Source organism: Ideonella sp. BN130291 (genome assembly GCF_036231905.1).
GTDB lineage: Bacteria > Pseudomonadota > Gammaproteobacteria > Burkholderiales > Burkholderiaceae_C > CAMLIZ01.
Genome location: NZ_JAZARE010000007.1, coordinates 321,682 through 342,585, shown reverse-complemented (window position 1 = coordinate 342,585; position 20,904 = coordinate 321,682). Strand labels below are relative to the sequence as shown.

Sequence of the window (20,904 nt, the reverse complement as noted above, 5' to 3'; positions counted from 1 at the left end):
GCGCGCAGCGCGCGTGTCAGTGGAAGAAAAAGTACAGCAGCACCAGCACGATGGCCGGAACGCCAAGCAGCCAGCCGATGAAGTACTTGCCCATGGTGCGATCTCCTTGTGTGCTTGCGGCGACATTGCCTGGCACCCAGCTTAGGCAGCCTCGCGCGCCGGGTCAGTCGTCGGCGGGCGTGTTCGTGTGTCAGCCGGCCCCGGCAACGGCACCCGGCTTCAGGTGCTGCAGCTTGTGGGGATTGCGCACCACGTAGATGCGGCCGATGCGCCCGTCGCTGGCAGGCTCCAGCGCGAGGGTCTGGATCGGCGTGCCGTTGAGGTCGTGCAGCAGCCAGCCATGCAGGCCGTTGATGCGCACTTCCTGGAAGCGGGTGCGGCTCCAGTCGGCCAGGCGGAAGAAGCCGAGCAGCGCCTTGGCGATGCGCTCGGCGCCATGCAGGGGCTTGGGCACCGCAGTCACCACGCCGCCGCCATCGGAGAGGAACTCGGCATCGTCGGTCAAGGTGCGGGCCAGTGCGTCCAGGTCGCCACGCGCCAGCGCCATGCCAAAGGCGCGCAGCAGGCGCTCGCCTTCTTCGGCCGCCACCTCGCGGCGCACATGCTCGGCACGCACATGCTGGCGAGCCCGGCTGGCGAGCTGGCGCACCGAGGCGGGGCTGCGCTGCAGGCGGCGCGCCACCTCGTCGAAATCGAGGTCGAACACGTCGTGCAGCAGGAAGGCCGCGCGTTCCAGCGGGCTCAGGCGCTCCAGCGCGAGCATGAAGGCCATGGACACTTCCTGCGCGTATTCGGTGGCCACCTCCGGGCCGGGATGGAAGTCCTCGTCCACCAGGGGCTCGGGCAGCCACACGCCGACGTACTGCTCGCGCCGTGCGCGTGCGGATTGCAGGCGGTCCAGGCAGAGGTGGGTGACGGTCTGCGACAGGAAGGCGCGCACGTTCTCCACGCCGGCGCGGTCGGCGGCCTGCCAGCGCAGCCAAGCGTCCTGCACCACGTCCTCGGCTTCGGCCCGCGAGCCGAGCATGCGGTAGGCCAGCGCACGCAGGTAGCGGTAGTGCGGCAGGAAGGCCGGATCGGCGGTGGGGGTCGGGGTTGCGTCGTCAGGCATGGGCGGGCAAGGCGGCGGGCTGCACGGTGTCGGCGCCCACCTGCACTCGCTGGCAGGCTTGGCCGTGGCCGAGCGCGTATTTGAGCATCGGGAACATGCGGATGGCGGTGACGGTGAGCGCCAGTGACGCCAGGCCGCGCTCGCCCCAGCGCTGCACCACCTGGTCGCGCCACGCGGGCAGGTCGGGTGCGTGCGCGATCGCGGCCTCGGCATACCGCACGGCGAGCGCGCTGTCGGCATCCAGCGCCTGCACATCGCCGCGCAGCACGGCGCTCAGCAGCCGGTCCTTGACGCCGGCTTCGCGTGCCATGTCCACCGCCAGCTGGGTGCAGGGGCCGCAGTCCTCCCTGCGGGCCGCGACCACCTTGGCGGCATACCAGGCGTCGCGCGGCACGCCGTCACGGTGGTTGGCCATCGCGCTCACGCGGGCGTAGAGGAAAAAGCCCTTGCGGCTGGCGGCCAGCAGCTCGTGCGCATAGCGTGCGTCGTAACCGTAGCGGCGTTCGAAGGACGCCAGGCGGCGGCGGATCAACCAGTCAAGCATGGGCAGATCTCCTGGGGGATGGAAGTGAAGTGGGGCGCGCCGGCCAGGCCAGTGCGCCCGCCAGCAGCGCGGGCAGCACCACGCCCGGCACGTCACGCCAGAACGTGGCCCAGCCGCACAGCCCGGCGAGCGTTTCGCCCAGGTGCACACCGGCGTGCAGCAGCAGGAAGGCGGCGCCGGCGAGTGCCGCGGCGGCGCCGTCAGCGCGCCAGGCACGCCAGGCCAGCCCGGCGGCGGCCACCAGGTAGGCGCAGCCGATGTCGCGCACGAAATGGGTGTTCAGCGGCCCGGTGAAAGGCACACCCGGCACGGCGTGGTACCAGGCGGCCGGCGCCAGCAGCATGGCCAGGCCGTTGGCGGCAAGGCCCGCGGCCAGGGCGGCGCGCAGCAGGGTCAGCGCAAGGGGAGGGAGGGGCATGGTGTCATGGCATCAGGGGCACTGATGTCATGACGACGCAGCCATTCAGGTTGTGACATCGGCCGGCTCGCGCCGGTCCAGCAGCATCGCGTCGCCGTAGCTGAAGAAGCGGTAGCGCTGCGCGATCGCATGCGCGTACAGCGCGCGCAGGTGGGTGTAGCCCGAAAAGGCGCTCACCAGCATCAGCAAGGTGCTCTTGGGCAGGTGGAAATTGGTGAGCAGGCGCTCGACCACGTTGAAGCGGTAGCCCGGCGTGATGAAGAGATCGGTGTCCCGGGCGCCGGCGCGCAGGGTGCCGTCGCGGGCCGCCGACTCCAGCGCGCGCAAGGTGGTGGTGCCCACGGCCATCACCCGGCCGCCGCGCTCTCGCGCTGCCGCCACGGCGTCGACGGTGCTGTCGGGCACCTCGAACCATTCGCTGTGCATGCGGTGCTCGGCCAGGTTCTCGCTGCGCACCGGCTGGAAGGTGCCCGCGCCCACGTGCAGCGTCACCTGCGCCATCTGCACCCCGCGGTCGCGCAGGGCCTGCAGCACCGCCTCGTCGAAATGCAGTGCCGCAGTGGGCGCCGCCACCGCGCCGGGGCGGGCGGCGAACACGGTCTGGTAACGCGCCACGTCGTCCGCCTCGTCCGCATGCGCGATGTAGGGCGGCAGCGGCACATGGCCATGCGCCTCCAGCAGGGCCAGCGGCTCGGAGGGCAAGCGCAGGCGAAAGAGCGACCCGTCCGGCCCTTCGCGGCCCATCACCTCGGCGTCGAAGGCCTCCGCAAAACGCACGCGCTGGCCGGCGCGCGGCGACTTGCTGGCGCGCAGGTGCGCGAGCACCTCGTGGCCGGGCAGCACGCGCTCGACCAGCGCCTCCACCGCGCCGCCGGTGTCCTTGGCGCCAAACAGGCGGGCCTTGATCACACGGGTGTCGTTGAAGACCAGCAGGTCGCCCGGGTTCATCAATGAGCGCAGGTCGCGGAACACGCGGTCCACCGGCTGCGTGCCGGTGCCGTCCAGCAGGCGCGAGGCGCTGCGTTCGGCGGCGGGATGCTGGGCGATGAGCTCGGGCGGCAGAGCGAAATCGAAGTCGCTCAGGGTGTAGGCAGTCATGGCATGCAGGCTGTACCGGCCTGAAGAACGGGCAAGGGCAGAATTGTTTCATGCCCGAGGCCGCCGCCATCGCCGCCGAATCACCCGCCAGGAAGGAGAAGTCCGGCCCGCAGAAGGCCATGGACAAGCTCGGCCTGCTGCGCGACATCGACCTCGCGCTGCACCTGCCGATGCGCTACGAGGACGAGACGCGCCTGACGCGCATCGCCGATGCGCATGAAGGCCAGACGGTGCAATGCGAAGGCATCGTGCGCGACTGCCGGGTGGAGTTCCGCCCGCGTCGCCAGCTGGTGGCGCGGCTGGACGATGGCAGCGACGAGCTGGTGCTGCGCTTCCTGAATTTCTACCCTTCGCAGCAGAAGCAGCTGGCGCCCGGCACGCGGGTGCGGGTGCGGGGTGAATTGCGCGGCGGTTTTTTCGGCCGCGAGATGGTGCACCCGGTGTGCAAGCCGGTGGCCGAAGGCACGCCGCTGGCCGACGCGCTGACGCCTGTGTACCCCACCAGCGCACAGCTGCCGCAGGCCTACCTGCGCAAGGCGGTGGCCTCGGCGCTGCAGCGCGCGCCGCTGGACGAGCTGCTGCCGCCGGCCAGCGTGCCGCCGGGCCTGCCCAGCCTGCGCGAGGCACTGCATTTCCTGCATCACCCGCGGCCTGATGTGGCGCTGGCCACGCTGCAGGACCAAACGCACCCGGCCTGGCAGCGGCTGAAGTTCGAGGAGCTGCTGGCGCAACAGCTGTCGCAGCTGCAGGCCCAGCAGGAGCGCGCGGCCCTGCGCGCGCCGCCGCTGGCGACCATGTCCGGCGGCCTGCACGAGCGCCTGCTCGCCGCATTGCCGTTCCAGTTGACGGCGGCACAGCGCCGGGTGGCCGAGGAGATCGCCACCGACCTGCAGCGCGACCGGCCGATGCACCGGCTGCTGCAGGGCGACGTGGGCGCCGGCAAGACGGTGGTGGCGGCGCTGGCCGCGGCGGTGGCCATGGACGCCGGCTGGCAGTGCGCGCTCATGGCGCCCACCGAGATCCTGGCCGAGCAGCATTTCCGCAAGCTGGTGCAATGGCTGGAGCCGCTGGGCATCGGCGTGGCCTGGCTCACCGGCAGCCGCAAGGGCAAGGCCCGCACGCAAATGGTGGCGCGCGTGGCCTCGGGCGAAGCCGCCCTGGTGGTGGGCACGCATGCGGTGATCCAGGACGACGTGCAGTTCGCCCGCCTGGGCTTGGCCATCGTGGACGAGCAGCACCGCTTCGGTGTGGCCCAGCGCCTGCAGCTCAAGCGCAAGAGCCTGGTCGGCATGGAGCCGCACCTGCTGATGATGAGCGCCACGCCCATCCCGCGCACCTTGGCGATGACCTACTTTGCCGACCTGGATGTGAGCACCATCGACGAGCTGCCGCCCGGCCGCACGCCGGTGCTGACCAAGGTGTTTGCCGACAGCAAGCGCGAGCAGGTGATCGCGCGCATCCGCGACGAAGCGGCCAAGGGCCGGCAGGTCTACTGGGTGTGTCCGCTGATCGAGGAATCGGAGACGCTGGACCTGCAGAACGCCACGGAGACGCACCGGCTGCTGTGCGAGGCGTTGCCGGGCCACAGCGTGGGCCTGCTGCATGGCCGCATGCCGGCGGCGGAGAAGGCCGCCGTGATGGCTCAGTTTGCCGGCGGGCAGATGCAGGTGCTGGTGGCCACCACCGTGATCGAGGTGGGCGTGGACGTGCCCAACGCCAGCCTCATGGTGATCGAGCATGCCGAGCGCTTTGGCCTGTCGCAGCTGCACCAGCTGCGCGGGCGCGTGGGCCGTGGCGCGGTGGCCAGCGTGTGCGTGCTGCTGTACACCTCGCCCTTGTCCGACACCGGCAAGGCGCGCCTGAAGGCCATGGTGGACACCAACGACGGCTTCGAGATTGCGCGCCGGGACCTCGACATCCGCGGCCCCGGTGAATTCATGGGCGCACGCCAGTCGGGCGCGCCGCTGCTGCGCTTTGCCGACCTGAACGAAGACGCCGCCCTGCTGGAGCAGGCGCGCCGTGCCGCGCCGGCGCTGCTGCAGCGCCAACCGGCGCTGGCGCAAGCGCATGTGCAGCGCTGGCTGGGCGGCCGGGCCGAATACCTCAAGGCGTGAGGCTCCAGATAGCGCTGACCCCTTGGCGCAAACCGCCGCTGTGCGCGAGGCCGCAGCAGCCACGAACACCGGGTTTGCGATCCCCCTAGTTCGTGAACGTGATCCCCCCTAAGGCGGGGGGCTCCTGAGGCTCGACGGCCCCTAGAGTCTGCGGTTCGCACCGCCGCGGCCCACGAAGCCCGCGTGCGGAGTCCACCCGATGGCCCGCGGCCGGTGCACCCGGCCCGCCGCCACCGGCATGTCGCCGAGGCCGCCCAAGGCCCATCCAAGAAGAGGGAATCCGCTCATGACACTTCGCCAACTTCTCATTGCCAGCGGTGTGCTGGCCGCCTGCCTGGTCGGCAGCGCCCAGGCTGCACCCGCCTCCGCCAGCCACCCGGCCGTCGCCCGCGCCCTGGCCCACATCAAGGCCCAGGCCGCCGCCCTGCACGCCAGCGCGGACGACGCCTTTGCCGCCCGCGACGTGGTGGTGGACCGCGACGGTGCGGAGCACGTGCGCTTCGACCGCCGCTTCAAGGGCCTGCATGTGATCGGCGGCGACCTGGTGGTGCACTCCGATGCGCGCGGCGCCTTCCGCGGCACGTCCCACACCCTGCGCGCCGCGCTGCGGCAGCTGGACCTGAACGCCCGCTTCGACGACGAGGCCGCGGTGCAGTACGCGCAGAGCCTGTTCAACGGCGCGGCCGAGCGCAACCCCACCTCCCGCCTCGTGATCTATGCACGCGGGGAGGCACCCGCGCTGGCCCATGACGTGACGATCGAGGGCTTCGACCATGAAGGCACGCCCAGCGTGCTGCACCTGATCATCGACGCCCACAGCCTGCAGCTGCTGGACCGCTACGACGAGGTGCACACCGCGGCCTCCAATGGCACCGGCAACACGCTGCTGTCCGGCGCGGTGAGCATCACCACCGACAGCACCAGCAGCGGCTTTGCGATGCGCGACCCCAGCCGCAGCAACAACAGCACGCTGAACATGAAGAACCGCCGCTTCGGTGCGGGCGCGGTCTTCACTGACACCGACAACGTGTGGGGCAACTTCGCCACCACCGACGCGGCCACCGTGGGCGCCGACGCCCACTACGGCATGGCGCTGACCTGGGACTACTACAAGACCGTGCACGGCCGCAATGGCATCGACGGGGCCGGCAAGACGGCGTCCTCGCGCGTGCACTACGGCAGGAACTACGCCAACGCGTTCTGGAACGACAGCTGCTTCTGCATGACCTATGGTGACGGCGACGGCGTGACCCTGCTGCCGCTGGTGGCCATCGACATCGCCGGCCATGAGATGAGCCACGGCGTGACCGCCAACACCGCCAAGCTGATCTACTCGGGCGAGTCGGGCGGCCTGAACGAGGGCAATTCGGACATCTTCGGCGCGATGGTGGAGTACTACGCCAACAACGCCAAGCAGACGCCCAACTACCTGGTGGGCGAGCGCATCTACAAGTCGAATGCGGGCCAGGCCAACCCGACCAAGGCGCTGCGCTACATGTTCAAGCCCAGCCTGGACGGCCGCTCGCCGGATTGCTACACGTCCACCATCGGCAACCTGGACGTGCACTACTCGTCGGGCGTGGCCAACCACTTCTTCTACCTGCTGGCCGAAGGCGCGGTGGTGCCCGCGGGCTTCAACCTCTCGCCCAGCCAGCTGGTGTGCAACGGCAACACCGCTGCCGGTGGCATCGGCCGTGATGCCGCGCAGAAGATCTGGTATCGCGCGCTGTCGGTCTACATGACCTCCAACACCAACTACGCCGGTGCACGCGCCGCCACGCTGAGCGCCGCGGCCGACCTGTTCGGTGCCGGCTCGCCCCAGCACAATGCGGTGGCTGCCGCCTGGAGCGCAGTCAGCGTGAACTGACGGCCCCCGGCCGTCTGGCGGCCGCCCCCCGTGGGGGCTCGAAGCGCGGCCGGGCAACCCGTCCGCGCTTCGCTCGTTCTGTCACCACCGCCCCTGGCCGCTGCGCGGCCTGTCCCAGAGGAAGGCCCGCCGACGCGGGCTTTTTTCTTGTGGAGTCGGGTATCGTTGCGCCCGGAACCCCGCCGCCATGACGCTCACCGAACTCCGCTACATCGTTGCCGTTGCGCGTGAAAAGCACTTCGGCCGCGCGGCCGAAGCCTGCTTCGTGTCGCAGCCCACGCTCAGTGTGGCGATCAAGAAGCTGGAAGAGGAGCTGGACGTCAAGCTCTTCGAGCGCGGTGCCAACGAGGTGAGCGTCACGCCGCTGGGCGAGGCCATCGTGCGCCAGGCCCAGGCGGTGATCGAGCAGGCCCAGGCGATCAAGGAGATCGCCAAGCGCGGCAAGGATCCGCTCGATGGTGCGCTCAAGCTCGGCATCATCTACACCATCGGGCCCTACCTGCTGCCCGAGCTGGTGCGCAACGCGATCGAGAAGACGCCGCAGATGCCGCTGATGCTCCAGGAGAACTTCACGGTCAAGCTGCTGGAGATGCTGCGCACCGGCGACCTGGACTGCGCCATCATGGCCGAGCCGTTTCCCGATGCAGGCCTCGCCATCGCGCCGCTGTACGACGAGCCCTTCATGGTCGCGGTGCCCAAGAACCATGCGCTCGCCCAGCGCAAGAGCATCAGCTCCGAGGAACTCAAGAAGGAGACGATGCTGCTGCTGGGCACCGGGCATTGCTTCCGCGACCATGTGCTGGAGGTGTGCCCGGAGTTCGCCCGCTTTTCCAGCGACGCCGAAGGCATCCGCAAGAGCTTTGAAGGTTCGTCGTTGGAAACCATCAAGCACATGGTGGCCTCCGGCATGGGCGTGACCGTGGTGCCGCAGTTGTCGGTGCCCAAGGAGCGGGGCAGCTTGGTGCAGTACATCCCGTTCAGCGAGCCGGTGCCCACGCGCCGGGTGGTGCTGGCGTGGCGGCGCACCTTCACCCGCTATGAAGCGATCGCGGCGCTGCGCAACGCGGTGTATGCCTGCAAGCTGGATGGTGTGAAGCGGTTGACCGAGTAGAAATTCGAATCAGCCGGGCGGGAATCCGAATCGGCCAGGCCGCGGATCAGGGCTCTTCGTTGCCCCTATCAATGAAGTAGCCGTCTTCAATTAGACGAAGCTATCGCCCGAGGCGAGACTTCAGGCACACCTACAAGGAGCCGCCCGATGTCCACCCCGCCCCGCCTGACCACCGCTTCCGGCATCCCGGTCGCCGACAACCAGAACTCTCTCAGCGCCGGCCCGCGCGGCCCGCTGCTGCTGCAGGACTTCCACCTGATCGAGAAGCTGCAGCACTTCAACCGGGAGCGCATTCCCGAGCGGGTGGTGCATGCCAAGGGCTCGGGCGCCTACGGCAGCTTCACGGTCACGCACGACATCACGCGTTTCACCAAGGCCAAGCTGTTCAACGCGATCGGCAAGACGACCGAGACCTTCGTGCGCTTTTCCACCGTGGGCGGCGAGCGCGGCTCGGCCGATACGGAGCGTGATCCGCGCGGCTTTGCCGTCCGCTTCTACACCGAAGAAGGCAACTGGGACCTGGCCGGCAACAACACGCCGATGTTCTTCATCAAGGACCCGATCAAGTTCCCCGACTTCGTGCACACGCAAAAGCGCGACCCGCAGACCAACCTGAAGTCGCCCACCGCGATGTGGGACTTCTGGAGCCGCGCGCCCGAGTCGCTGCACCAGGTGACCATGCTGTTCAGCGACCGCGGCACGCCCGACGGTTATCGCCACATGGACGGCTTTGGCAGCCACACCTTCAGCCTGATCAACGACGCCGGCGAGCGCGTGTGGGTGAAGTGGCACTTCAAGACGCAGCAGGGCATCAAGAACCTGTCGGCTGCCGAGGCCGTGCGCCTGGCCGGCACCGACCCCGACCACGCCCAGCGCGATCTCTTCAACGCCATTGCCAGCGGCAACTTCCCGCGCTGGAGCGTCTACATCCAGGTGATGACCGAAGCGCAGGCCGCACAGGTGGCTTTCAACCCCTTCGACCTGACCAAGGTGTGGCCGCATGCGGACTTCCCGCGCATCCCGGTGGGCGTGCTGGAGCTCAACCGCAACCCCGACAACTACCACGCCGAGGTGGAGCAGGTGGCCTTCTCGCCGGCCAACGTGGTGCCGGGCCTCGGCTACTCGCCCGACAAGATGCTGCAGGGGCGCCTCTTCGCGTACCACGATGCGCAGCTCTACCGCGTGGGCACCAACCACCAGCAGCTGCCGGTGAACCGGCCACGCTGCCCCTTCCATCACCAGCAGCGCGACGGTGCGATGGCGTTCGACAACCCCGGGGCCGAGCGCAACTACGCACCAGTCGATGCCCGCGGCACCCAGCCGCAAGGGCTGGGGCATGGCGAGCCGGCGCTGGCGCTGAGCGGCCCCGCGGCGCGCTACGACGCCCGCGCCGAAGAGGACGATTTCACCCAGGCCGGCAACCTGTACCGCCTGCTGCCCGCGCAGGAAAAGCAGAACCTGGTGGACAACATCGCCGGCGCCATCCACAGCGTGTCGCCGGAGATCATCCAGCGCCAGCTCGCCCACTTCGACCGCGCCGACCCGGCCTACGGGCAAGGGGTACGGGCGGCGCTGGCCCGCCTGGGCGTCGCCACGCCGGTGTAACCCCGGGCCGCGCCGGCCCTGCACCGGGCAGGGCCGGCGCTTGCCGCTACAGTCGTCCGCAACCCCGTGCAAGGAGCCTCTGATGAACAAGACCCCGATCAACATCGGCATTTCCGAAGACGACCGCAGCGCGATCACGCAGGGCCTGAGCCGGCTGCTGGCCGACACCTACACGCTCTACCTCACGACCCACAACTTCCACTGGAACGTGACGGGGCCGATGTTCAACACCCTGCACACCATGTTCATGACGCAGTACACCGAGCTGTGGAACGCGGTGGACCCGATCGCCGAACGCATCCGCTCGCTGGGCCACGCCGCACCAGGCTCCTACCAGCAGTTCGGCAGCCTCACTTCACTGAAGGACGCACCGGCCACCCCGCCGAAAGCGATGGACATGGTGCGCATCCTGGTCGAGGGCCACGAGGCGGTGGCCCGCACCGCGCGCGGCATCTTCCCCCTGGCCGACAAGGCCAGCGACGAACCCACCGCCGACCTGCTCACGCAGCGCCTGACGGTGCATGAACAAACTGCTTGGATGTTGAGGTCGCTGCTGGAAGAATGAGCGGCCCATGGCCACCACCTCCTCCACCCGCGTCGCCATCCTCACCTTCGACGGCTTCAACGAACTCGATTCGTTCATTGCGCTGGGCCTGATCAACCGCCTGCGTGCGGAGGGCTGGAGCGCCGAGATCACCAGCCCCTCGGCGCAGGTGACGTCGATGAACGGCGTCACCGTCACCGCCCAGCAGCCGCTGGAGTTCGCCAACGAAGCCGATGCGGTGATCTTCGGCAGCGGCATCTACACCCGCGCCATCGCGGAGAACAGCGCCCTGCTGGACCGGCTGCAGATCGACCCGCTGCGCCAGCTGATCGGCGGCCAATGCTCGGGCACCCTGTTGATGGCGCGGCTGGGCCTGCTGGGCACCATGCCCGCCTGCACCGACCTCACCACCAAACCCTGGCTGGTGGAAGCCGGCGTGCTGGTGCTGGACGAGCCCTTCCACGCACGCGGGCCGGTGGCCACCTCCGGCGGCTGCATGTCGTCGGTGTACCTGGCCGCCTGGCTGATGGCACGCAAGGCCGGCACCGAGGCGGCGGAGAAGGCGCTGCACTACGTGGCGCCGGTGGGCCAGAAACAGGCCTACGTGGAGCAGGTGATGGGCGTGGTCAAGCCCTTCCTCTCCACGCCGGCCTGATAGCGCACGGTCACGCCCGCGGCCCCAGCGCCGCGAAGTGCAGCACCCATTCTTGTGCCGGGTCCAGCGCAACGAGCCGGGCCGCCTCGTCGTCGTAGAACGCACCCACGGCGCAGGCCGCCAGGCCGCGCGCCTCGGCCTCCAGGTACAGGCGTTCGCCCTGCAGCCCGGCCTCGATGAACGCATGGCGGTAAGCGCGCCCCGGCCCCAGGGGGTCGGCCGCCAGCGCCGCGCGGTCCAGCGCGATGACGCAGACCGCCGCCGCATCGCCGATCACATCCTGGTCCAGGGCCGCCGCGCGGGCCGTGTCCCGCAGCAGCGCCGGCGCGCGGGTGGGCCGCAGCGCCTGGGCCTCGGCCCGGTAGCGGTAGGCGCCCGCGGGCAGGCCGGCCACCGCGTGCGCCACCACGTACACGCGTGTCGCGTCGGACAACAAGGGCGCCTCGCCCAGCACCATGCGCTGCAACACCGCGGCCAGCGCTTCCAGCGGCAGTGGCTCGGCGGCAAAGCGGCGCCTGGATCGGCGCGTGGCGATCAAGCCCAGCGCATCCTGCCGCAGCGGTGGCAGGCGAGGCAGCAACGCACTGGCGGGCTGCGTCGGCACCGCCGCCGCCGAGGCGGCAGGCTCGCGTGCGGGTTGCCCACCGGCCGAGGCGGCGCGCAATGCGGTGAATGCATGCGCGGCCGCCGTCACGCCCAGGGGCAAGCCGCCCAGCGTGGGCGACAGCGCGACCGGCTGCCACAAGGGCTGGGTTTGCACGGCCGCCTTCGGCGGTGCGCCGGCATACAGCGCCACCAGCGCGAGCACACCCTCTTGCGCGTTGTCGAGTCCCAGCGCGGCGCCCGCCTCGGTCTCGTCGAACGCCGGCAGCAGCCGGGCGAATCCACCGACCGCCGACGCCGCCAGCCGCAGGTTCTCGAGTGCATGCCCGAGGTCCGCCCATTCGTAGCGGTAGCTCCGGTCGCGGTACTTTTGCCCGGTGCGGCGGAACACTGCGGTGGCCACCACCAGCGCCACCGGCCGCCCGGGCGCAGCCGCAGCCGCCATCAGTGCAGCGGCGCGATCGGCCGGCGCGCTTCGTTCGAGCGCGTGGCCCAGCGCGTCGTAGTGCCACAGCCCGGGTGCCAGGCCCTGCACACCGTCGCCTGCGACATACAGCTCGGTGGCGAACAAGGCGCCCGACGAGGGCGACGCGCGCAGTTTCAACCCACCCTGTTCGGCGCTCACGCCGGCGGTATGCCAGAGCACGGCGCCCAGGCCACCGAGTTCCGTGACGGCCCGGCCCCGCGCCATGCGAGGCCCGGGCAGGGCCACTCGCATGGCATCGGGGTAGCGCTTGAAGGCGACGGGCGGTGCCCCCCAATCGACGCTGGGCGCCCGCAGCATGACTCCCGCGCGCGAATGCGAGGAGAACTCGTGGAGCCGCTCCACCGCCGCCAGGGCACCAGCCGCCGGCGCGGCGTACGGGCCCGCCGCCGCCTCGATGCGCACCTCGCTGCGGCCGTGCCGCAGCCCCAGCGCAATGCCCAGCGCGCCCGCCAGCAGCGCGCCCAGCCCCGCGAGCAAGCCGCGCCGCGCGGGCGATGCGGGAACCGCCGCCGCCCGCGGCCCGCGTAGGAAACGCCAGACGACGCGGAAGTTGAATGCCAGGTGCACGACCACCAGCAGCAAGGTGCCGTAGCCGAACAGGTAGTGCCAGTCGAACACCGGCAGCTGCTGGTTGGCGATCCAGAACAGGCCCAGCCCCGCGGTGGCGAGCACATAGGCCATCAGCAACAGGCTGATGCCAACGTTCATGGCATGGCGCGAAGGCGCCCGCCCGCGCAGCCAGCGCTGCCCCAGCCACGCGAAGGCGGCCAGCAGCGGCAGCATGACCCAGAACAGCTTGTTCACATGCAACCGCCCCGGCAACGGGCCGGGGGGTCCGTCGATAATAGAGGGTTCCCACCCCGTCGCCCCACCTGCCGCCACCGCGGCGCAGGGCCTTCGCTTCCATGTCCGCCGACATCCCCACCCAGGTGCGCCGCCGGCGCACCTTCGCCATCATTTCCCACCCGGACGCGGGCAAGACCACGCTGACCGAGAAGCTGCTGCTGTTCTCCGGCGCCATTCAGATCGCCGGCGCGGTGAAGGGTCGCAAGGCGAGCCGCCATGCCACGTCCGACTGGATGGAGATCGAGAAGCAGCGCGGCATCTCGGTGGCCTCCAGCGTGATGCAGATGGAGTACCGCGACTGCGTCATCAACCTGCTGGACACCCCGGGCCACCAGGACTTCTCGGAAGACACCTACCGCGTGCTGACCGCGGTGGACGCGGCGCTGATGGTGATTGATGCGGCCAACGGCGTGGAGCCGCAGACCCGGCGCCTGCTGCAGGTCTGCCGCGCGCGCAACACGCCCATCCTCACCTTCGTGAACAAGATGGACCGCGAGGTGCAGGAGCCGCTGGCACTGATGGACGAGATCGAGCGCGAACTCGGCATGAGCGTGGTGCCCTTCACCTGGCCGGTGGGCATGGGCAAGGCCTTCCACGGCGTGCTCGACCTGCGCGAAGAGCGCATGCGGGTGTTCAGCCCGGGCGAGGACCGCGCGCACAACGACGACGAGATGCTGCAGGGCCTGGACAACCCGATCTACGCGCAGCGCTTTGGCCTGCAGTACGAGCAGGCCAAGAATGAGATCGAGCTGGTGCGCGATGCCTCCCCGTCATTCGACGAAGCGCAGTTCCTCGCGGGCCAGCAGACGCCGATGTTCTTCGGCTCGGCGATCAACAACTTCGGCGTGCAGGAGGTGCTGGACGCGCTGGTGGACCTCGCACCGCCCCCCGGCGTGCGCCCTTCCATCCAGCGTGAGGTGAAGCCGGAGGAGCCCAAGTTCACCGGCGTGGTGTTCAAGATCCAGGCCAACATGGACCCGGCGCACCGCGACCGCATCGCCTTCGTGCGCGTGGCCTCCGGCCACTTCGAACGCGGCATGCGGCTGAAGGTGGTGCGCTCCGGCAAGGAGCTGCGGCCCAACACGGTGGTGAGCTTTCTCTCGCAGCGGCGCGAGCTGCTGGACGAGGCGTTTGCCGGCGACATCATCGGCATCCCGAACCACGGCGTGCTGCAGCTGGGCGACACGCTCACCGAGGGCGAAGCGCTGCAGTTCACCGGGCTGCCGTTCTTCGCGCCCGAGATGTTCCGCACCGTGGAGGTGGCCGACCCGCTGAAGACCAAGCAACTGCGCGCCGGCCTCACCCAGCTGGGCGAAGAGGGCGCGATCCAGGTCTTCCGCCCGGTGGCGGCCAGCATGCTGCTGCTGGGCGCGGTGGGCCAGCTGCAGTTCGAAGTGGTGGCGCACCGGCTGGAGCATGAATACGGCGTGAAGGCGCGCATCCAGCCGGCGCGCTACACCGTGGCGCGCTGGGTCACCGCCGAGACCGGCGACGGCCCGGCGGCCGACGAAAAGGAGCTCAAGCGCTACATCGACGGCAACGCCCACCGCGTCGCGCTGGACGCGGTGGACGCGCCTTGCGTGATGCTCGAATACGCCGGCGAGCTGCGCGCCATGCAGGACAACTGGCCCAAGATCCGCTTCCACGCGATGCGTGAGCATGCGGGCCTGGTGTTCCAGAAGCAGATCTGACCGAGGGAAGCGCCGCCCACGGTGGCGGCGCACCAACGACGTTTCACGCCGGGCATCGGCAGTTCGTCGCAACAGGGCGGCGGCAGGCGCCGTGCCGCGGCACAGTCAGCACCGACTCAACTTCGGAGCTGCCGGTGCTTGCCAACGCCCTCGTCGCCTACGCCCACTTCGTGGCCGCCTTCGGCATCGCGGCCACCTTGTTCTTCGAGTGGTTCACTTACAGCCGCAACCTCACCGCGCGGGAGGCGCGCCGCCTCGTATTGGCCGATCGCTGGTACGGCGTGTTTGCGGCCGCCCTGCTGGTGGCGGGTTTCACGCGCGCCGCCTTGTTCGAGAAGGGCTGGTCCTTCTATGCGCAGTCGCCCTTGTTCCACGCCAAGCTCACGCTATTCATCCTGATCGGCCTGCTGTCCGTCTATCCGACCATCCGCTTCCTGAAGTGGGGGCCGGACCTCAAGGCCGGTCGGGCGCCGCAGGTCACCGACACGCAGCATCGGATGATCTCAAGCAGCCTGAATGCAGAGATCGTGCTGCTGGTGCCGCTCCTGCTGTGCGCGTCGCTGATGGCCAAGGGTGTGGGCATGTAGTGGCGCCCTAGACTAGCGGAATGACCGCGTCTGCCGCCCCCGCCCCGTCTCGCCTGCAGAACTACCTGAACCTCATCCGCTGGGATCGCCCGGCCGGCTGGCTGCTGCTGCTGTGGCCCACGCTCTCTGCGCTGTGGCTGGCCGCGCACGGCTTTCCGGGCTGGCACCTTTTGGCGGTGTTCACGCTGGGCACGGTGCTGATGCGCAGCGCCGGCTGCTGCGTGAACGACGTGGCCGACCGCGAGTTCGACCGCCACGTCAAGCGCACCGCGCAGCGGCCTGTGACCAGCGGCGCGGTGTCGGTGAAAGAGGCGCTGGCGTTGGGCGCGGTGCTGGCGCTGGTGGCCTTCGGCCTGGTGCTCACCACCAATGCGGCCACCATCGGCTGGTCCTTCGCGGCGCTGGCCGTGGCCCTCGTCTATCCGTTCACCAAGCGCTTTTTGTCGATGCCGCAGGCGGTGCTGGGCGTAGCCTTCAGCTTCGGCATTCCGATGGCGTTTGCGGCCGTGCAGTCGCGTGTGCCGGCCTTGGCGTGGTGGCTGCTCATCGGCAACCTGTTCTGGGTGCTGGCCTACGACACCGCTTACGCGATGGTGGACCGCGACGACGACATCCGCATCGGCATCAAGACTTCCGCGCTCACGCTGGGCCGCTTCGACGTGGCCGCGGTGATGGGCTTCTACGGGCTTTACTTTGCGTTCTGGCTGGCGCTGGGCTTAAGCCAGGGCCTGGGCGCGGCCTTCGTCGCCGGCATCGTGGCCGGCGTGGCGCAGGCGGTGTGGCACTTCACCCTGATCCGCGAGCGCAGCCGGGACGGCTGCTTCCGCTCCTTCCGACTCAACCACTGGGTGGGCTTCGCGGTGTTCGCCGGCATCGTACTGGACTTCCTGCTGCGCGGCTGAGCGCCGCACGCGCGAGCCGCCGGGCCCGCGTCAGCCGCCGAACTCGTCGCCCAGCTCCCTGGCGCGCTGCTGGGCGGCCTTGAGCGCGGCCACGAAGGCCGCCTTCACATCCGCACGCTCCAGCGAGCTCAGTGCCGCATGCGTGGTGCCGCCCTTGGAGGTGACCCGTTCGCGCAGCAGCGCGGGCGGATCTTCCGACTGCTGGGCCAGCGCGGTGGCGCCGGCGAAGGTGGCCAGCGCGAGCTGCTTGCCCTGCGCTTCGCTCAAGCCCATCTCCACCGCCGCCTGCATCATGGCTTCGACGAAGTAGAAGACGTACGCAGGGCCCGAACCGGACAGGGCCGTCACGGCATCCAGGTCCTGCTCACGCTCGACCCAGCAGGTGGTGCCGGTGGGCTGCAGCACCTGCTCGACCAGCGCGCGGTCATCGGTGCTCACCGCAGGCCGTGCAAAAAGACCGGAAATCCCGAGGCCGATCAGCGCGGGCGTATTGGGCATCGCACGCACCACACGCTCGCTGCCTGTGGCCTGGGCGATCGCGTCGCTGCGGATGCCGGCCATCACGCTCAGGTGCAGGGCCTGGCCCACGAACGGCGCACACGGCGCAGCCGCTTCGCGGAACAGTTGCGGCTTCACCGCCCACACCACCAGGCCGGCCCGCGCCAGGCCGGCATCCGCGGCGGCGAGGGTGTGCACACCGTACTGCGCCTGCAGGCGGTCGCGCTGGGCCTCGAAAGGCTCGACCACGCTGATGGATTGCGGGGGGCGCCCGGCCTTGAGCAGGCCGCCGACGATGGCGCTGGCCATGTTGCCGCCGCCGATGAAGAGGATGTGCGAGGTGTCCATGCGGCGAGTGTAGTGAGGCGGATTCGGCACAAACCCTGATGCGGCATGAGAGGCACTCGCAGGGGTCATGCAAAGGTCGCATGGGGCTCCGTGACAAATCCGGTGACAAGACGCCTACAGTGCGCGGCACACGGCGTCGCCCGCTCACGAGGCGGCGCGAACCAAGATTCCGTGAACCGAAAACATCGTTAGGACCATGCCATGAGCAGCCCTCTTTCCTTCGTCCATCCCACCGCCGACAGTCCGTGGGGCACCTACCTCTCCCAGGTCGACCGCGTGATGCCCTACCTGGGCCACCTGGCCCGCTGGGGCGAGACCCTCAAGCGCCCCAAGCGCACGCTGATCGTCGACATCCCGATCGAGCTGGATGACGGCACCGTGGCCCACTTCGAAGGCTACCGCGTGCAGCACAACATGTCGCGCGGCCCGGGCAAGGGCGGTGTGCGCTACCACCCCGACGTGACGCTGGAAGAAGTGATGGCGCTGTCAGCCTGGATGACGGTGAAGACGGCCGCAGTGAACCTGCCCTACGGCGGCGCCAAGGGTGGCATCCGCGTCGACCCGAGCAAGCTGTCGATGAAGGAGCTGGAGCGCATGACGCGCCGCTACACCAGCGAGATCGGCATCATCATCGGCCCGCAGCAGGACATCCCAGCGCCCGACGTGAACACCAACGGCCAGATCATGGCCTGGATGATGGACACGTACTCGATGAACGTCGGCGGCACCGCCACCGGCGTGGTCACCGGCAAGCCGATCCACCTGGGCGGCTCGCTGGGCCGCGTGAAGGCCACCGGCCGCGGCGTGTTCGTCACCGGCCGCGAAGCCGCCCGCCGCATCGGTATGCCGCTGGACGGCGCGCGCGTGGCCGTGCAGGGCTTCGGCAACGTGGGCTCGTCCGCAGCCGAGCTGTTTGCACAAGCAGGCGCCAAGATCGTGGCGGTGCAGGACCATACCGGCACCATCGTCAACAGCAACGGCATGGACCTGGCCGAGCTGATGCCGGTGCTCAAGCGCGACGGCGGTGTGGGCAACTTCAAGGGCGCCGAGCGCATCGACAACGAGGCGTTCTGGGACGTCAAGTGCGACATCCTGATCCCGGCCGCGCTGGAAGGCCAGATCGACGCCAAGCGCGCCGAGCGCATCACCGCCAAGCTGGTGCTCGAAGGCGCCAACGGCCCCACGGTGCCCAGCGCCGACGACATCCTGGCCGACCGCGGCGTGCTGGTGGTGCCGGACGTGATCTGCAATGCCGGCGGCGTGACCGTCTCCTACTTTGAGTGGGTGCAGGACTTCTCGAGCTTCTTCTGGAGCGAGGACGAGATCAACGTGCGGCTGGACAAGATCATGGTCGACGCGCTGAAGAAGATCTGGGACACGGCCGACCGCCACAAGATCAGCCTGCGCACCGCGACCTTCGCAGTGGCCTGTGAACGGATCCTCATGGCCCGTGAAGAACGTGGCCTGTATCCCTGAAGCACTGGTAGTGACAGGTACGATCGAGGGCCCTTCGGGGCCTTTTTCACTTTAGCCTCACACACCATGCTGCAACGCCGCCTGCTCGTCGCCCTTGCCGCTGCCCTGCCGTTCGCAGCGCAGGCGCAGGCCACCTGGCCCACCCATGCCGTGAAGATCGTGGTGCCCGCGCCCGCTGGCAGCTCGCTGGACGTGGTGGCGCGCCTGCTGGCCGACAAGCTGAAGGACCGCTGGGGCCAAGCGGTGGTGGTGGACAACAAGCCGGGCGCCGGCGGCATGCTGGGCGTGGACGTGGCGGCCAAGGCGCCGGCCGACGGCCACACGATTGCGGTGGGCTTCAACGGCCCAATTGCCTTCGCGCCCTTCATGTACAAGAAGATGCCCTACGACCCGGTGAAGGACCTCACCCCGGTCGTGATGACCACCCTGCAGGCCAACGTGCTGGCCGTGAACGCGGCGTTGCCGGTGAAGACGCCGCAGGAGTTCGTGGCCCTGGCCAGGCAGAAGGCCGGCAAGATGAACTACGCCTCGATCGGGCAGGGCAGCTCGTCGCACCTGACGATGGAGCTGCTGCTCGCCGAAGCCGGCGCCCAGGCCACGCACATCCCGTTCAACGGCTCGCCGCCCGCGGGCATGAGCGTCGCCGCCGGCGAAACCGATGCCTTGATTGCCGCCGCACCGGCGCTGCTGCCGCTGGCCAAGGGCGGCAAGATCCGCCTGATCGCCACCACCGGGCGCCAGCGCATGGAGTCGCTGAAGGAGCTGCCCACCCTGGTGGAAAGCGGCCTGCCTCACGTGGACGCGATGATCTGGAACGGCCTGTTCGTGGCCAGCGGCACGCCCGACGCGGTGGTGCAGAAGATCAACGCCGACGTGAATGCGGTGCTGCATGACCCGGCCGTGAAAGCGAGCTTCGACGCGCAGGGGCTGCAGGCCGGCGGTGGCACTGTGGCGGACTTCCGCAACACCGTGGCCGCCGACATGAAGCGCTGGGGCGCCATCATCGACAAGATCGGGCTGAAGCTCGATCAGTGATGGTCACTCGGGACTGACCGGCGGGCGCTGCACCCGGCGAACCCGACCTCATTGCCCGCCTGAACGCGCCCACGCGGCCAGTGCCGCGCCCGGGCGCCGGGCCGCCGGGCGGGCCAGCAGGTGGAAATCCAGCCGGCCCGGCGAAGGCCAGTCCAGACGCACCAGGTCGGCCGGAATGGCGGCGTGGTTGAGGCAGCCCACGCCCCAGCCGGCGCGTATGGCGGCCACCGCGCCCTGGCTGCCGCTGCAGGTGAGCCGCACCGCGTGCGGCCGCCCGGTGCGCGACAAGGCCGCCAGCGCGATGTCGCGCAGTGCGCAGTCCGGCCCCAGCAGCACCAGCGGCGCCGGCCCGTGCGCCGGCAACACCAGCGCCGGCGAGGCCACCCAGGCCAGCGGCTCGCGCCGCAGCAGGCGCGAGCCCGCTACCGGCGCGGGCTCCACGCCCGACACCACCGCCAGATCGACCTCATGGCCCTGCCACAGGCGGCGCAAGACCGCGGAGCCAGCCCACAGCAGCTCGAGGCGCCGCCCGTCGGCAGCGTCGTCCAGCACGGCGAGCAGCCCGTCCAGCCGCGCAGGCAGGAAGTACTCGCTGATGCCCACACGCAGCACGCCGGCGTCGGCGCGCGGTTGCACCGCCGCCCGCGCCTCCTGCTGCAGCGCGAGCAGCCGCTGCGCATAGGGCAGGAAACGTTCGCCCTCGGCGGTGAGCGCCAGCGAGCGCGTGCTGCGTTCGGCCAGCCGGGTGCCCACCGCACCTTCCAGCTGGCGCAGGTGGCTGCTCACGGCCGACTGCGCACGATGCACCTGGCGCGCCGCGGCGGTGACAGAGCCGCTGCGCGCGATCGCGACGAAGCTGTGCAGCCAGGCGGGGTCGAGGTGATTCATCTGAAGGCCTGCTGAATGTCTGCGGATCATTCCGCTTCACTGCAGCATGCTCGCGCCCTACAGTGAGCCTGTCAACACACAGGAGCCCACCATGCCGCTTGTCACGCTCACCGTGCGCAGCCACCAGCCCGCCGCCCGCAATGCGGGCATCCTCGATGCGGTGCACCGCGCGCTCGTCGCATCGGGCGTGCCGGAAACCGACCGGTTCCACCGCGTGCTGGAGCTGGGGGCCGACAACTTCCGCTACGACGCGCGCTATCCCGACCTCGAATCAGACCGCGGCGAGGACTTCGCGCTGATCGAGATCCTGTGGTCGGCGGGCCGCAGCGTGAAGGTGAAGAAAAAGCTGCTGGCCGACCTGATGGCCAGCCTCGCCGCCCTGGGCCTGAACACCGAGCACGTGATGGTGTGCTTCAAGGAAACGACCTGGGAGAACTGGTCGTTCGCCGGCGGCCGGCTGATCCACACCTGAGCAA

The 20,904-nt window shown here is 69.7% G+C and carries 19 protein-coding genes; 12 read left to right on the top strand and 7 right to left on the bottom strand.

The window, feature by feature from the left end; translation table 11 throughout:
* Positions 1-190 precede the first annotated feature (190 nt).
* Genes sigJ through queA form a run of 4 tightly spaced genes read right to left on the bottom strand, consistent with a single transcriptional unit; the run spans position 191 to position 3,171 of the window.
* Positions 191-1,111 (bottom strand): RNA polymerase sigma factor SigJ, encoded by a 921-nt coding sequence (gene sigJ / locus VPH43_RS17365; protein WP_328578985.1) that lies wholly within the window; start codon positions 1,109-1,111, stop codon positions 191-193.
* Positions 1,104-1,655, bottom strand: coding sequence for a hypothetical protein (locus VPH43_RS17360; RefSeq protein ID WP_328578984.1), 552 nt, complete (start codon positions 1,653-1,655; stop codon positions 1,104-1,106). The genes sigJ and VPH43_RS17360 overlap by 8 nt, the downstream gene beginning before the upstream one ends.
* Positions 1,648-2,073 (bottom strand): hypothetical protein, encoded by a 426-nt coding sequence (locus VPH43_RS17355; protein ID WP_328578983.1) that lies wholly within the window; start codon positions 2,071-2,073, stop codon positions 1,648-1,650. The genes VPH43_RS17360 and VPH43_RS17355 overlap by 8 nt, the downstream gene beginning before the upstream one ends.
* Before the next feature lie 45 nt (positions 2,074-2,118).
* On the bottom strand, positions 2,119-3,171 hold the full coding sequence (gene queA, locus VPH43_RS17350; protein ID WP_328578982.1) for a tRNA preQ1(34) S-adenosylmethionine ribosyltransferase-isomerase QueA: 1,053 nt from the start codon (positions 3,169-3,171) through the stop codon (positions 2,119-2,121).
* A gap of 50 nt (positions 3,172-3,221) precedes the next feature.
* On the opposite strand from queA, the gene recG reads away from it, so the two are divergent.
* The 6 genes from recG to VPH43_RS17320 all read left to right on the top strand — a co-directional run bounded on the left by recG (position 3,222) and on the right by VPH43_RS17320 (position 11,067).
* The gene (gene recG, locus VPH43_RS17345) at positions 3,222-5,285 is read left to right on the top strand and encodes an ATP-dependent DNA helicase RecG (protein WP_328578981.1); all 2,064 of its coding nucleotides are present in this window, start codon (positions 3,222-3,224) and stop codon (positions 5,283-5,285) included.
* 286 nt (positions 5,286-5,571) lie between these two features.
* Positions 5,572-7,152 carry a M4 family metallopeptidase gene (locus VPH43_RS17340; protein WP_328578980.1) on the top strand — a complete coding sequence of 527 codons (1,581 nt, stop codon included), beginning with the start codon at positions 5,572-5,574 and terminating at the stop codon, positions 7,150-7,152.
* A 187-nt stretch (positions 7,153-7,339) separates the two neighbouring features.
* A complete protein-coding gene (locus tag VPH43_RS17335) occupies positions 7,340-8,263 on the top strand; it encodes a LysR substrate-binding domain-containing protein (protein ID WP_328578979.1) in 924 nt (307 codons plus the stop codon).
* A gap of 147 nt (positions 8,264-8,410) precedes the next feature.
* The gene (locus tag VPH43_RS17330; protein ID WP_328578978.1) at positions 8,411-9,868 is read left to right on the top strand and encodes a catalase; all 1,458 of its coding nucleotides are present in this window, start codon (positions 8,411-8,413) and stop codon (positions 9,866-9,868) included.
* 82 nt (positions 9,869-9,950) lie between these two features.
* Positions 9,951-10,433 (top strand): Dps family protein, encoded by a 483-nt coding sequence (locus VPH43_RS17325; RefSeq protein WP_328578977.1) that lies wholly within the window; start codon positions 9,951-9,953, stop codon positions 10,431-10,433.
* Positions 10,434-10,440: 7 nt separating this feature from the next.
* Positions 10,441-11,067 carry a DJ-1/PfpI family protein gene (locus tag VPH43_RS17320; protein ID WP_328578976.1) on the top strand — a complete coding sequence of 209 codons (627 nt, stop codon included), beginning with the start codon at positions 10,441-10,443 and terminating at the stop codon, positions 11,065-11,067.
* 10 nt (positions 11,068-11,077) lie between these two features.
* Here the strand turns inward: VPH43_RS17320 and VPH43_RS17315 are convergent, their stop codons facing one another.
* The gene (locus VPH43_RS17315; RefSeq protein ID WP_328578975.1) at positions 11,078-12,961 is read right to left on the bottom strand and encodes a SagB/ThcOx family dehydrogenase; all 1,884 of its coding nucleotides are present in this window, start codon (positions 12,959-12,961) and stop codon (positions 11,078-11,080) included.
* A 101-nt stretch (positions 12,962-13,062) separates the two neighbouring features.
* Between VPH43_RS17315 and VPH43_RS17310 the strand changes: the two genes are divergently transcribed.
* From VPH43_RS17310 to ubiA, 3 genes are all read left to right on the top strand, one after another.
* Positions 13,063-14,694 carry a peptide chain release factor 3 gene (locus tag VPH43_RS17310; RefSeq protein ID WP_328578974.1) on the top strand — a complete coding sequence of 544 codons (1,632 nt, stop codon included), beginning with the start codon at positions 13,063-13,065 and terminating at the stop codon, positions 14,692-14,694.
* A gap of 134 nt (positions 14,695-14,828) precedes the next feature.
* Positions 14,829-15,281: a DUF2214 family protein gene (locus VPH43_RS17305; protein ID WP_328578973.1), complete on the top strand. Its 453-nt coding sequence runs from the start codon at positions 14,829-14,831 to the stop codon at positions 15,279-15,281.
* Positions 15,282-15,301: 20 nt separating this feature from the next.
* Positions 15,302-16,183, top strand: a complete 882-nt coding sequence (gene ubiA / locus VPH43_RS17300) for a 4-hydroxybenzoate octaprenyltransferase (RefSeq protein WP_328578972.1) — start codon at positions 15,302-15,304, stop codon at positions 16,181-16,183.
* 30 nt (positions 16,184-16,213) lie between these two features.
* Here ubiA and proC read toward each other — a convergent pair whose 3' ends face one another.
* On the bottom strand, positions 16,214-17,029 hold the full coding sequence (gene proC / locus VPH43_RS17295; protein ID WP_328578971.1) for a pyrroline-5-carboxylate reductase: 816 nt from the start codon (positions 17,027-17,029) through the stop codon (positions 16,214-16,216).
* 201 nt (positions 17,030-17,230) lie between these two features.
* Between proC and VPH43_RS17290 the strand changes: the two genes are divergently transcribed.
* Positions 17,231-18,505 carry a Glu/Leu/Phe/Val family dehydrogenase gene (locus tag VPH43_RS17290; protein WP_328578970.1) on the top strand — a complete coding sequence of 425 codons (1,275 nt, stop codon included), beginning with the start codon at positions 17,231-17,233 and terminating at the stop codon, positions 18,503-18,505.
* A gap of 66 nt (positions 18,506-18,571) precedes the next feature.
* Positions 18,572-19,540, top strand: a complete 969-nt coding sequence (locus VPH43_RS17285; protein ID WP_328578969.1) for a Bug family tripartite tricarboxylate transporter substrate binding protein — start codon at positions 18,572-18,574, stop codon at positions 19,538-19,540.
* Positions 19,541-19,588: 48 nt separating this feature from the next.
* On the opposite strand, the gene VPH43_RS17280 is transcribed toward VPH43_RS17285, so the two are convergent.
* Entirely contained in the window at positions 19,589-20,428 is an 840-nt protein-coding gene (locus VPH43_RS17280; protein WP_328578968.1) for a LysR family transcriptional regulator, read from the bottom strand.
* A 91-nt stretch (positions 20,429-20,519) separates the two neighbouring features.
* Between VPH43_RS17280 and VPH43_RS17275 the strand changes: the two genes are divergently transcribed.
* Complete coding sequence (locus VPH43_RS17275) at positions 20,520-20,900, top strand: tautomerase family protein (RefSeq protein WP_328578967.1); 381 nt, start codon at positions 20,520-20,522, stop codon at positions 20,898-20,900.
* The last annotated feature ends 4 nt before the right edge of the window (positions 20,901-20,904 follow it).